This window comes from Stenotrophomonas sp. Sm10, from assembly GCF_030985515.1.
GTDB classification, from domain to species: Bacteria; Pseudomonadota; Gammaproteobacteria; order Xanthomonadales; family Xanthomonadaceae; genus Stenotrophomonas; species Stenotrophomonas hibiscicola.
The window spans coordinates 1-12,704 of record NZ_JAPTFO010000013.1 but is presented as its reverse complement, the minus strand read 5'-3'; the positions used below and the strand labels follow the sequence as shown (position 1 = coordinate 12,704).

Sequence of the window (12,704 nt, the reverse complement as noted above, 5' to 3'; positions counted from 1 at the left end):
GGATGCGGCTGCGGCTACATGCCGCGGAACAGGCTCATGAACGGTTGGCTGACCACCAGCGTTTCCGTTCGGCCACGCAGGCGCAGCACGCCCCGCCCGGTATCGTCGCGGCTGACCGCCGCCACGGCCTTCATGTTGACGATGGTCGAGCGGTGGATCTGGCGGAAATGCTGCGGGTCGAGCACTTCCAGCAGTTCGCGCAACGGCGTGCGCAGCAGGCTCTCGCCGGCGGCAGTGACCACGGTGGTGTACTTGTTGTCGGCGCGGAAGTAGGCCACCTCCTCCAGCATGATCAGCTGCGTCTCGCGGCCGTTGCTGGCGGTGATCCAGGCCAGCGGCGGTCGCTCTGCAGTGCCCTGCGATGGGCCCAACCGCTGCAGCAGGCGCTCCAGCACGGCATCGTCCTGCCGCGTCGATGGCAGCCGCGACAGGATGCGTTCGCGGGTGGCAAGCAGGCGCTCGTCGCTTACCGGCTTGAGCAGGTAATCCATCGCGCCCTGCTCGAATGCATCGATGGCGTACTGGTCGTAGGCAGTAACGAACACCACCTGGGTGCGCGGACTCAGCTCGGACAGCGAGCGCGCGACCTCGATGCCGCTGATACCGGGCATGCGGATATCGAGGAAAGCGATGTCCGGCTGCTTCTCGGCCAGCTGCTCCAGCGCGCTGGCGCCGTCCTCGCACTCGGCCACCAGCTTCAGGTCCGGCCACAGCCGGCGAAGTTGCTCCACCAGCGACTGCCGCAGCAGTTCTTCGTCTTCAGCGATCAGTGCCTCAAGCGGCATGGCTGCGCTCCTTGTGCGACTGCGGCAGGGTCATGGTCGCGGCCACGCCGCTGGGGAAATTGGCCACGATCGCCACACCGGCCTGCTCACCGCAGGTCAGGCGCAGGCGCTCGCGCAGGTTCTTCAGGCCGATGCCGGTACCGCTGGTGCCCTGCCCGAAGCCGAGCCCGTCGTCGGCGACGGTCACGGTCACGTGGTCATCGAAACCACGCGCGAGGATCCAGATCGTGCCACCGCCGGGCTTGGGTTCCAGGCCGTGCTTGATCGCGTTTTCCACCAGTGTCTGCAACGCCATCGCCGGCAGGTGCACGCCATGCAGTTCGTTGGGTACCTGCACTTCCACCGCCAGCCGCGCGCCCATGCGGATACGCAGAATCTCCAGGTAGGCGCGGGTGCGCTCCAGCTCCACGCCCAGCGTGGACACCGATTCGTCCACCTGCGGCAACGAGCTGCGCAGGTACTGGATCAGGTGGCCGAGCATCTGTTCGGCACGCGCCGGGTCGGTGCGGGTCAGCACCTGCGCGTTGGCCAGCGTGTTGTACAGGAAGTGCGGTTCCACCTGCGCGTGCAGCAGATTCAAGCGCGCCACCGACAGTTCCTTTTCCACCTGGGTCTGTTCGGCGGCGGCCTGCTCATCGCGACGCTGGTCGGCCACGCGGCGGCTGATCGCACGGGTGACCGCTTCGGCGTTCTCGAAGTTGCTGCCCTCGTCCAGCGCCAGCAGGTCGGCCCACCAGCCCGCATCCGGTTCAAACAGTAGGGTGACGGTGCTGGTGCCCTGCCCCGGCGTGACCGTGGCCAGCACGCTGTTGCGCTTGATCGCCAGCCGCGCCGGCAGGTTCCAGCGCGAGGGCTGACGCCCATTCCAGAGATCCACGCGGCGAACATAGGCGCGCACCTGCAGGCTGCCGGCCGAGCTTTCCACATCCTCCACGCGGGGAAGTTCGGCGATCGCCGCTTCCACTACCGAGAACGCGTGGCCGGCGTCCATCGGCAGTTCGATCTGGCGGCGCTGGCGCCCGGACAAGGTGGTGGCATCCAGGCGACCGGCCACCAGCCAGACCCGGCGGATATGGGTGATGGCACTGCCCAGCGCGGAAATGATCAGGAACATCGCCAGCAGGCCGAAAATCCAGCCCGGGCCATCGTTCATGCCACTGAAGATGCCGCTCCAGACCATGCCTGCGACGAACAGCGCCGCAGCCCAGGCCAGCAGATGACGTAACAGGAGAGAAAGGCTGGCGAACACGGCGGCGCCTTGGAGGAAGGGGGTGAGCCGAGCATAGGGCGGCCCGCCGGGCAAGCAAGCGGGCTGCGACGAAGGGCGGGAAAGCGGGGATGGAAGCCTTCAGTGCAACGCCGGGCATGGCCCGGCGCTACCAGGGCTGGCGGGGCAGCGCGCCCCGCATTCCCTTATTTGCGCTGGTCGGCGCTGGCGTCGCGTACGGCGCGGAACGACTCGTCCTTGCTCCAGTTCGGCCAGGCACGGGAGTTGGCCAGCTGGTTGCCCAGCGTGTACAGCACTTCCAGGTCGCGGGCGGCACCGGCGAACACCCAGTCCGGCTGCCATTCGTCGCCCTGCTGGTGGTAGCGCTTGGCGGTGTAGTCTTCCGAGGCCTTCTTGCCCGCAGCCACGCCACCGTCCACCCAGTCCTGGCCGGCCGACCACGACAGTGCCGGCACGCCACGCTTGGCGAACGGGAAGTGATCGGAGCGGAAGAACAGGCCCGCTTCCGGCTTCGGGTCCGGCGTGTAGCGGATATCCCAGCCCTTGGCCACGTCCTTCAGCTGGTCCAGCAGCTCGAAGCGCGCGGCGCCGTAGATGCCGAAATCGCGCGACGGACCGAACGGCGCCATGCCATCCATGTTGATCACCGCCACGGTCTTTTCCAGCGGGTACAGCGGATGGGTGGCGTAGTACTCCGAACCCAGCAGGCCCTTTTCCTCGGCGGTGACTGCCAGGAACAGCACTGACCTCTCCGGGCGCTTGGCCTTGGCGAAACCACGGGCCAGCTCGATCAGCGAGGCAGTACCGCTGGCATTGTCCAGCGCACCGTTGAAGATGCGATCACCGCGCGCGTCCGGCTCGCCCACGCCGATGTGGTCCCAGTGCGCGCTGTAGACGATGGTCTCGTCCGGGTGGCGGCTGCCTTCCAGGCGTGCGGCCACGTTGTGCGAGGTGATCACTTCGGTCTTCACCGCGTACTTCGCGTCCAGACTGGCGCCGGTCAGCGGCACCGGGGTGAAGTCGCGCTGCTGCGCCTTCTTCTTCAGCGCTTCGAAGTCCTGCCCGGCCGAGCGGAACAGCTCCACGGCAAGGTCGCGCTGGATCCAGCCTTCCAGCAGCGGGTGGCTTTCCGCCGGGTTGTCGCGCACCACATCGAACATGGTGTTGGTGTTGGAGCCGGCCACGGTGGCCCAGCCGTACGACGCCGGTGCGGTCTCGTGCACGATCAGCACGCCCAGCGCGCCCTGGCGGGCACCTTCTTCGTACTTGTAGGTCCAACGGCCGTAGTAGGTCATGCCCTTGCCGTCGAAGTCGCCCTGGCCGGTCTCGAAGTCCGGATCGTTGATCAGCACGACGGCGATCTTGCCCTTCAGGTCCACGCCCTTGAAGTCGTCCCAGTTGCGCTCCGGGGCCTTCACGCCGTAGCCGAGGAACACCAGCGGCGCCTTGCTGATATCGACGTTGCTGGCGCCGTTCATGGCGGCGCGCACGGCGATCTGCTTGCCCTGCTCCAGCGCAACGGTCTTGCCGCCCTGGTGCAGCGCCAGCTGCGGTGCGCCGACGATGTCGCCCTTGCGCAGCGGAACGGCCTGGGTCCACAGGCGCTTGCCATCCTTGAGGTCACCGCCCGGCTGCAGGCCGGCATCGGCGAACTGCTTGCTGAGGAAGGCGATGGTCTTTTCTTCGCCGGCGGTGGCCGGGGAGCGGCCTTCGTAGGCGTCGGAGGCCAGTTCCTTGACGTCGGCGGAGATCCGCGCGCCGTCGAATTTCGGGGTGGCGGCCATCAGTGCGCTCGACACTGACAGGGCCAGCACGCCCAGTGCTACTCGCTTCATTGCTCTCTCCAGCAGGGAAATCTCTCTGGAGTGTAATGGGATTCGGCAGGGCTGCGCCCTGCACCCGCCGAAGCCAGGGCAACAGCAACAGCAACAGCCAAAGCCAAAGCCAAAGCAACAGCGGCATTCCGTGGGATGGCGGGGTGGGTCCGGTTGCGGGGGACGCTGCAAGTACATCCATGTAAGCTCGGTCGCCGCATCCATGCGGCTCACGCCCCCGCAACCGGACCCACCCCGCCTTCGACAGGTTCCCGCTGCTGTTGGTGGAAGTCGACCTTGGTCGACACACCGCTGTTGGTGGGTGTCGACCTTGATCGACACGCCGCTGTTGGTAGGTGTCGACCTTGGTCGACACGGACGGAAACACGAAGGGGTCAGGTTCCTTTCCCTGCGGGAAAGGGCTCTGACCCCATCTATGTGTTGCTTGAGCCTGTTACCAGTTCGGATCTTCGGCCGGCGCGGCAGCGGGCTTGGGCTTCGGCTTGGCGGCCGGGCGTGCGGCAGCTGCGGGAGCGGCCGAGGCAGTCGCTCCTGCGGCGGCGGCCGCCGGCTTGCTGCCCAGCTTCTGGCGCAGTTCGATCTGGCCCGGACGGAAACCGCCGCGCATCGCGTCGACGCCGTCTTCGATGGTGCCGTATGAGGTCTGTGCAGCGACGCGGTCGATGCGGATGGTGCAGCACGGGTGTTCGCTGCGGCCCAGCGAGCGGCCGGTCTGCGGGTCCTTCAGTTCTTCGCCCAGGCGCACGGCCTGCCAGCGCTGGCCGGCCTGCACGGTGTCACCGCCCTGACTCAGCACCACCTGGTCACCGTCCACCGACACCACCGATACCGGGAACAGCGTGGTGACGATGCTGGTGCCGATCTGGCCGGACAGCGATTCCATCATCGCCGCGGCCATGTTGCGGCCGTTGACCACACGCGGCAGGGTGCTGGGGCCGGTCGAGGCCAGCTGGTGGTCGAAGCTGTCGGACATCACCACCTGGCCGGTGGTGGCGTTGACCAGGCGCAGGGTGATGCGGCCGCCACCGGAGTACGAGGTCACCTGGCGGTCGGACATGCGCAGGTTGCGCACGCTGCGCGGGTACTCGAAGCGTTCGATGGTCGGGATCAGGATCAGGTCGGTCGCCAGCTGCTGGCCGACACGGGCAGTGTCCTGCAAACGTACGTTGCCGCTGTTGATGTGGTCGATCTCGGCCTGCAGTTCGTCGCCGAACTCACGGTCCAGCACGATGAAGCGCTGGGTCTGGGTCAGCGTGTCGGACAGGCGTGCGCGGATCGCGTCGGCCACTTCATCGGCGCTCACGCGGCCATCGCCCACGGCATAGCTGCCGGCCTTGGTACGCGGCAGCGCGACCACGATCTTCGGCTTGCCCTGCTCGTCCGGTGCGCGGTACTGGGCGATCTGGGCACGTACGCGTACCTTCCAGTAGCTGCGCATGCTGCGGTGGGTCACGTCGGAATCGAACGAGCTGGCGCCACGCTTGGCATCGACGTTGACCTTCTCGTCGTAGCTCTGCTTGACACTGGCCGAAGCCGAACCGCTCTTGGCCGAGGCTTCGCCGGACGCACTGGCCGACGCCGAGCCCTTGAAGCTCCAGCCTTCGTCGCTGGCGCGCACACGGGCGATGGTCTCCTCGTCCAGCTGCCGCACTTCGTCCTGCGACAGGATTTCATAGCCCAGCACCGCGCCCTTCGAGCCGGCGATCATCTGCTGGGTGAACGCGTCGGCGCGGATGTCGCCGACGTGTTCGTCATCCACATCCACATGCAGGCCTGCACGCAGGCCCTGCATCTGGCTGGCCACGCGTACGCCGTTGACCTGCGCCACCGCCGACTGCAACGCCGCCAGCACCGCCAGTTCCGGGGTGCTGCCGATGCCGTCGGCCTCGCGCGCGACCTGGGTGGTGCCGCCGAAATCCGGCGTGCCACGCAGGGGCGCCGCTTCCACTGGCGCATTGCTGGCCAGTGCACTGGTTGCCTTTTCCTTGGCGGGCGCGGCAGCCGGGGCGTCCTGCTCGCCACAGGCTGCAAGCAGCGCGGCAACCAGGCCCAGGCCGATCAAACGGTAGGTCATACGCATGAAGATTCGCCTCGGATCAGAGCGTGTCGAGCATCGAATCGGCGTTGGACGGCACCTTCACCTTGCTCTTCCTGGCGAAGGTCACGGCCGACTTGGTCGAGCCGTACAGGCCCTGGATGAAGCCCGGCGATTCCTTGGCCACCCATGCACCGGCGGCCAGCTTGCGGCCGACGGTCGCCAGCTGGGTCGCGCCCAGGTTCTTCATGCCGGCGGTGAAGTTGCTGGCCTCGCCACCGAGCTTCTGTGCTTCGGCGGCCGACGCCAGCAGCGAGACCAGGCCTTCGGCGTAGTGCTGCTTGGATTCAGCGTTCAGTTCCGGCTGCGCGGCCTGGCGCTCGTTGATCGCAGCCTGCGCCGCTTCGCTGACCGACACCGACTTCTTCATCGCATCGACGCTTACCGAACCCGACGACAGCGCCTGGCGCTCGGCTTCCAGCAGCTGCACCTGCTCGGCCAGGCCGAAGGCACGGGCAAACGAGGTCTGGGCCTGCAGCGAGTGCGACTGCGAGCTGACGAAACGACGCACCAGCGCTTCCTGCGCGGCTTCGTCCGGGGCGGCGGCGCTGGAAGCGCTGCTGCTGGAGGTGCCGGTGGCGGCACCGGCCAGGTCCTTCAGCTTGCCCAGGCCAGCGTGGGCCGGCATCGACAGGGTGGCGGCAGCGATGGCCACGACAAGAGCAGTATTGCGGATCATATGAGTGTCCTTTGGGAGAGACGGCCGCCAAGCGGCACGTGGGAATCGGTAACGCCAGGCCGATGCCGAGCGGGCTCGGCACCCACCGGGGCGGCGGATCAGCGGACCGCCTTGACGTTCAGTTCGTTGATCATCTGCTGGGCGGCCTTTTCGGCAGCCAGCTGCAGCGCGTTGGTACGGGCCACGGTTTCATTCGGGCCGGTGCCAGAGAACTGCACCGGGCCCACCGACGACACGGTGCGCGGGAAGCGACCGGTCACGTCCAGCACCTTGCCGGTGACCGTGACGAACACGCGGGTGTTGCCACTGGCCGGATCGCGGTCGCGCATGCCTATGTCGAGGGTGCCGACGGCGATGTACGGAATGTTGGCCGCACGGATGCCGTTGGCGGTATCGCGCAGGGTGGCCGGGGCCAGGTCGTTGCCGGTGCTGAAGTCCTTGCGGATGCGCTCGATGCTGAGCAGGCCGCGCGACTCGCCCTCCACGTATTCGGCTTCAACCACTTCGTAGCCGGCGGCGCTGAAGGCACCGGTCATCGCGGTGTTCACTTCGGCGGCGTTGGCCACCTTCCAGGTGATGTTGTCGGCGCGTGCGGTGGTGCTTCCGCCGCTGGTGATCGACACCGAACCATTCTGGTTGATGCTGCCGTTGGTGCTGGCCGAGTTGCCGCGGAAGCTGTCGCCCTCACGGGTGTTCTCGCTGTAGCTGCTGCTGGCGTCGACGCGGCGGTATTCCTTGTCCTGGAACGACTGCACGGTGTCCTGCGAGCGCGCCATGAACAGGAAGGTCAGCAGCGAGCGCTGCGCGGCGGTGGCACCGGCCACGGCCGAACCTGCATCCAGCTTGGTCTGCAGCAGGGTGGTGTTGATCTCGGCGCGGACGGTGACGGTGTAGGTCTTGGCCTTCTTGTCTTCGGTGTCCGACAGCTGCACGGCACTGAGCACGTAGCGGTCGATCTCGCCGATGAACTCGGCGCGGCGCGCTTCGAACAGGCGCAGCTTGGCCGCACCGGTTTCGGCGATGTACGCCTCCAGTGCATTGACCTTGGCCTTGTTCAGGGCCTGGGCACGGGTGTCGGCACTCAGGCGCAGGCCGTAGCTGGCCGAACCAGTACCGCGCGAACTGGCGGTCTGCGCAGCGACCGGCGAGGCCACCACCAGCGCGATGAGGATGAGCAGGATGGTACGCATCAACGACATGACTTGATCAACTCCTGGAGGGCTTGGGTCTGCTGCTGCAACGGGCGGCCGCCCGGCTTCTGTTCGTCCAGCCAGCCACGCGAATCGGCGCGCTTGGCGGCGGCGCCGGCGAAGGCATCGAGGCCCGCCAGCAGGGTTTCGTAGCTGGCCGACCACTGGTCGACCTGCCACTGCGTGACCGGCACAACCTTGGTGGCCCCCTTGCGCAGCGGCTGTTCGAAATAGACCTTGCCGGAGAACGGCTCGGTCACCTTGGCGGTGAAGAACGCGCCGAACAGCATCGTCTTCATCGCCGCGGTTTCTTCGATCACGCCGTTCTTCAACGCATCCACCTGCAGGTTGATGACGTAGTCCGGCTCGGGGATCTTCAGCTGGTAGACCTTGCCGTCGGCAAAGCGGGCGGCCATCGCACCACCGATCGCCTGGCCCGAGGCCGGCGGCAGCAGGCCGATGCCGGTATTGGACGACAGCGTCTTGGACAGTTCATGGGCCAGCGTGGCGCGCAGCGGGGTTTCCCACTTCGGGTCGGGCAGCTTGGCGCGGACCGCGTCGGACAGGGTTACGCCACCGACCTGCAGGCGACGCACGGCGGCATCGGGCAGCTTGGCCTGGGCGAGACTGGCGGCCAGCACCTGCGACAGGCTGGTATCGGCGCTGCCGTACAGCAGATCGGCGACGATCGCGTCGATATCGTCGTTGTCCGGGCGGTAGTCCTGCACGTCGATGCGCTGCAGGGTCAGCGGATAGGACGCGATCACCTGGCGCTCGCGGAAGTCGAAGAACAGCGCCTGCAGCGCCACTTCCACCAGCACCTTGTACTGGTCACCGATCGGCTCGACCGAGACCAGTTCGCGGTCCAGTGCCGCGGCCAGCACGGTCGCGCTGGTGGTGCCGTCGAGCATCGCCACCGGCTGGTCGATCAGCTGCAGGTGGGCTGGGGCGCGGCGCTTGAGCGACTGTGCCAGCGCCTGGTTCAGCGGGACCAGGCCACGCCGTTCCAGCACCGCATGCGCATGTGGCGTGGTCGCCTGCACGGCGGCGGCGTCAGCGGTATAGGCGAAGCCTGCCCAATAGGCCTGCTGTGATTTGTCTGCCGCCTGCGTGGCCATCGGCCACACGGCCAGGCACAGGGCACAGGCAAGCAGGCGCGCAAAAGCGCGCGATGCGCTCTTCGTCCTTGAATACATCCAACCGCTCCTCGGTCAATACGCACGGAATGCGGACGCTGATGCGTCCGCTGGGCGCGAAACATAGCCGCTCAGGCGCGCGGCGACAAGTGCTGTCCTTGTCGGCTCAGTCTGTGCGGGGCAGGCCCGCCCGTTGCCGCAGCAATCCGCGCTCGGCCCGGTTCTGGCTGAGCCGAGCTGCCTCGCCAAAAGCGTCACGCGCATCCTGCTCACGCCCCAGTGCCTGCAACAGCTCGCCACGAACCACCTGCAGCGGCGCGTAGTCGCGCAGGCGCGCATCAACCAGCAGCGGCTGCAGTTGTACCCATGCAGCGAACGCGCCCTCGCTGCGCAGTACCGCCACCACCCGGTTCAATGCCACCACCGGCGAAGGTTGCACCTGCAGCAGCTGTGCATAGAGCGCGGCGATACGCGGCCAGTCGGTAGCGTCGGCGCGCCGCGCCGCCGCATGGCACGCTGCGATGCGCGCCTGCAGCACATAGGGATCGTCACCGCCACCGGCGGCCAGCGCGCGCGCCAGCACCTGCTGCCCGCGTTCAATCTGCAGCCAGTCCCAGCGCGCGCGGTTCTGTTGGTCCAGCAGCACCGGCACGCCCTGCGCATCGGTCCGTGCTGCGGCACGCGAGGCCTGCAGCTCCATCAGCGCCAGCAGGCCCAGCACCGGCGGCACCGGCAGCCGGTGCGCCAGAATGCGCGCGAGTCGCAGTGCCTCGTCGCACAGCGCCGGACGCATCCAGTCGTCACCGGCACTGGCCGCATAGCCTTCGTTGAAGACCAGGTAGATCGCCTCCAGCACTGAAGCCAGCCGCTCGGGCATCGCCTCCGCGCGCGGCACTTCATAGGGCACCTGCTTCTGCGCCAGGGTGCGTTTGGCGCGCACGATGCGTTGGGCGATGGTCGGCTCGGGCTGCAGGAAGGCGCGGGCGATCTCGGTCGTGGTCAGGCCACCGAGCAGGCGCAGGGTCAGTGCCACCCGCGCATCGGCCGGCAGCACCGGATGGCAGGCCACGAACATCAGCCGCAGCAGATCGTCACCCAGGTCATCCTCCAGCGCCTGGCTGTCATCCGGCGCTGGCAGGGGTGCCGGATGCAGTTCCTCACCCCATTGCGCATGCTGCTGCGCCACGCGCTGGTGCTGGCGCAGCACATCGATGGCGCGGTTGCGCGCGGTGGTCATCAGCCAGGCTCCGGGGTTGTCCGGGATGCCCTGTTCCGGCCAGCGCTCCAGCGCGGCCAGCCAGGTGTCCTGGGCCAGCTCCTCGGCACGGCCGACATCACCGCCGAGCAGCCGCGCCAGGCGCGCGATCAACACCGGCGACTCCATCCGCCAGAGGGTTTCCAGACGCTGCGTCAGTGCGGGATCGAGCATGCGCCGATCACAGCACGCACGCCCGGCCCGCACAAGCGCCATGGCTCACGCTTCGACGATGGGCTTGAAGCCGCCCCAGAACATGCGCTTGGTATCGAACGGCATGTCCTTCGGGCCCAGCGACGCCAGCCGCGGGTCGGCCATCACCCTGGCGTTGATGCGGTCGCGTGCCGCACGCGAGCGGAACACCACGAAGGCGACGATCACCGTTTCACCGGGCCTGGCTTTCACCGCGCGCGGGAATGACGTGCTTTTGCCCGGTTCCACGTCGTCGGCCACGCACTCCATGTACTGCAGCGCGCCATGGTCCTTCCACACCGCGCCGGCCTTGCGGGCAAGGCGGCGGTAGGCCGCCACCTTGTCCTGCGGGCACGGCAGCACGTAAGCATCCACGTAAGCCATGAGGGTTCTCCCTTGCGGCGGCCGTCAGCCCGGCTCGCCGTCCATGTGTGCGATTTCCCAGAGATGGCCATCCAGGTCCTGGAAGGCACGCTGGTACATGAAGCCCAGGTCGCGCGCCGGCTGCGGCTCGCTGGCGCCGGCGGCCAGTGCCTTGTCCACCAGCACATCAACGGCCTCGCGACTGGGCGCCGAGAGCGCATTGATCACTTCCGTGTGGGTGTGCGCATCGGCAATCGGCTTGTTGGTGAACTGCTGGAAAAAAGGTTGGGTCAGCAGCATCACGTAGATGCTCTCGCTGATGACCATGCCAGCCGCATCGTCATTGGTATAGGTTGGATTGAAGCTGTAGCCCAGCGCGGTGAAGAACGCCTTGGACTTCTCCAGATCCTGCACGGGCAGGTTGACGAAGATCATCTGCGGTTGTGGTGCACTCATTGGTAACGCTCCTTGTGGATGAAGAGGAAAGAGGGAGGGATCAGGGCTGCTTCATGCAATTGACCATCCACGGCTTGCCGTAGCGATCAATCAGCATGCCCCAGCGGTGCGCCCAGAACGTTTCGGCGATCGGCATCTGCACCTGGCCACCTTCGGCCAGCGCCGCGAACACGCGCTCGGCTTCCTCGATGCTGTCGACATCGACATTGATGGTGGTCGAGCCACCCTCGCCACCGCCGGGGCCATCGGCGGCCATCAGGATGGCGTTGCCGATCTCCAGCTGGCTGTGCGCAACGTGGTCGAGGGTTTCCGGCGGCATCTCGTTGCAGCCGGGCGACCCATCGGAGGGCGGCATGTCGCGGTACTTCATTTCCGAGGTGACCTGGGCACCGAGTGCCTTGGCGTAGAACGCCATCGCATCGTGGGCCTGGCCGCTGAAGCCGAGGAAGGGAATCAGTTTCATGGCAATACTCCGTTGTGCGGTTCAGGGCAGTAGTGCCGGGTCCTGCCCGGCAGGGAGATGAATCGGGTCAACCTTCCAGCTGTGCACGCAGACGCTGTTCCTGCTGCTGTAATTCGGGGGTGAAGGCTTCACCGAAGTCTTCTGCGGAGATCAGGGGACGCAGTTCCAGCGTGCCTCCCTCGCCGAACGGCGCACGGCTGGCCCATTCAACGGCCTCGTCCAGCGACCGCACCTCCCACAACCAGAAGCCGGCGATCTGTTCGCTGGCAGGACCGAACGGACCGGCCTCGACCTTGGGTGCCCCGCCGCCGAAATGAATGCGACGGCCGCGCTGGGTGGCGTGCAGGCCTTCACCGGCCAGCATGATGCCGGCGGCCACGAGCTGTTCGTTGAAGGCGCCCATTTCGGACAGTTCCTGTTCGCTGGGCATGCGGCCGGCTTCGGAGTCGGCGTTGGCCTTCACGATCACCATCACTTTCATTGCAGTCTCCCGTGGGGACGCGTGATGCGTGCCCTTCACTGGGTACAACGAACCAGGGGGCTGGGAATCGACACGTCTGTTGGAAATTTTTTCTTCCGTGGAAGGCGCGCCTTCGGCGGGAGTCGGCGAACGGCGGAGCCCCTCCGTGGTGGGTTGGGTTGGTCGCTGAAAGCTGGGTTCATGGGCTTTGCCGGGTGGGTAGACGGGTCGGGGGACGCCGTAAACCCGTCCCTGGGGGCTTGACCGCGGCTTGCTCGTGTGCGCTGTCCTGCGCACACGGCAAGACCGGGGTTGGGCATCGTGCCCAACCCGCCCGAGGCTTGCCTCGGGCCCATGCCGCGGGCACCACCGCCCCGCCTACCCACCCGGCCTTTGACAGTTTCCTGTCACCGTCGCACACCACGGGAAGATCAAGAGAAAAGGCAGAAGCAAAGGCAACAGCAACGGCGGTTGGCTGGCGGCCGCGGCTTTGCGAGCGAAGCGACCCGCTTTTGCTCTTGCTTGTGATTTCCCGTGGTGGATCGGCAACCGGAATCTGTCTGGGGC

General features: G+C 67.0%; 12 protein-coding genes. All 12 read right to left on the bottom strand.

What is annotated here, in order from left to right:
• Positions 1-14: 14 nt before the first annotated feature.
• On the bottom strand, positions 15-785 hold the full coding sequence (locus O0J15_RS05855; protein WP_021204366.1) for a LytTR family DNA-binding domain-containing protein: 771 nt from the start codon (positions 783-785) through the stop codon (positions 15-17).
• Positions 775-2,034, bottom strand: a complete 1,260-nt coding sequence (locus O0J15_RS05850; protein WP_021204365.1) for a sensor histidine kinase — start codon at positions 2,032-2,034, stop codon at positions 775-777. The genes O0J15_RS05855 and O0J15_RS05850 overlap by 11 nt, the downstream gene beginning before the upstream one ends.
• A gap of 164 nt (positions 2,035-2,198) precedes the next feature.
• Positions 2,199-3,848, bottom strand: coding sequence for a M28 family metallopeptidase (locus tag O0J15_RS05845; protein ID WP_308305301.1), 1,650 nt, complete (start codon positions 3,846-3,848; stop codon positions 2,199-2,201).
• A 433-nt stretch (positions 3,849-4,281) separates the two neighbouring features.
• A complete protein-coding gene (locus tag O0J15_RS05840) occupies positions 4,282-5,928 on the bottom strand; it encodes a CsgG/HfaB family protein (RefSeq protein ID WP_308305300.1) in 1,647 nt (548 codons plus the stop codon).
• A 16-nt stretch (positions 5,929-5,944) separates the two neighbouring features.
• On the bottom strand, positions 5,945-6,622 hold the full coding sequence (locus O0J15_RS05835; RefSeq protein WP_021202156.1) for a hypothetical protein: 678 nt from the start codon (positions 6,620-6,622) through the stop codon (positions 5,945-5,947).
• Positions 6,623-6,720: 98 nt separating this feature from the next.
• Complete coding sequence (locus tag O0J15_RS05830) at positions 6,721-7,821, bottom strand: hypothetical protein (protein WP_308305299.1); 1,101 nt, start codon at positions 7,819-7,821, stop codon at positions 6,721-6,723.
• On the bottom strand, positions 7,812-9,008 hold the full coding sequence (locus tag O0J15_RS05825; protein WP_308305298.1) for a hypothetical protein: 1,197 nt from the start codon (positions 9,006-9,008) through the stop codon (positions 7,812-7,814). The genes O0J15_RS05830 and O0J15_RS05825 overlap by 10 nt, the downstream gene beginning before the upstream one ends.
• A 106-nt stretch (positions 9,009-9,114) precedes the next feature.
• Positions 9,115-10,377, bottom strand: a complete 1,263-nt coding sequence (locus O0J15_RS05820; RefSeq protein WP_308305297.1) for a sigma-70 family RNA polymerase sigma factor — start codon at positions 10,375-10,377, stop codon at positions 9,115-9,117.
• Positions 10,378-10,422: 45 nt separating this feature from the next.
• Entirely contained in the window at positions 10,423-10,779 is a 357-nt protein-coding gene (locus O0J15_RS05815; protein WP_019660895.1) for a DUF1428 domain-containing protein, read from the bottom strand.
• Between the two features lie 24 nt (positions 10,780-10,803).
• Positions 10,804-11,214, bottom strand: a complete 411-nt coding sequence (locus tag O0J15_RS05810) for a VOC family protein (RefSeq protein ID WP_191863867.1) — start codon at positions 11,212-11,214, stop codon at positions 10,804-10,806.
• Positions 11,215-11,254: 40 nt separating this feature from the next.
• Positions 11,255-11,677, bottom strand: a complete 423-nt coding sequence (locus tag O0J15_RS05805) for a VOC family protein (protein ID WP_134731123.1) — start codon at positions 11,675-11,677, stop codon at positions 11,255-11,257.
• Positions 11,678-11,744: 67 nt separating this feature from the next.
• The gene (locus O0J15_RS05800) at positions 11,745-12,158 is read right to left on the bottom strand and encodes a YciI family protein (RefSeq protein WP_053500761.1); all 414 of its coding nucleotides are present in this window, start codon (positions 12,156-12,158) and stop codon (positions 11,745-11,747) included.
• Positions 12,159-12,704 lie beyond the last annotated feature (546 nt).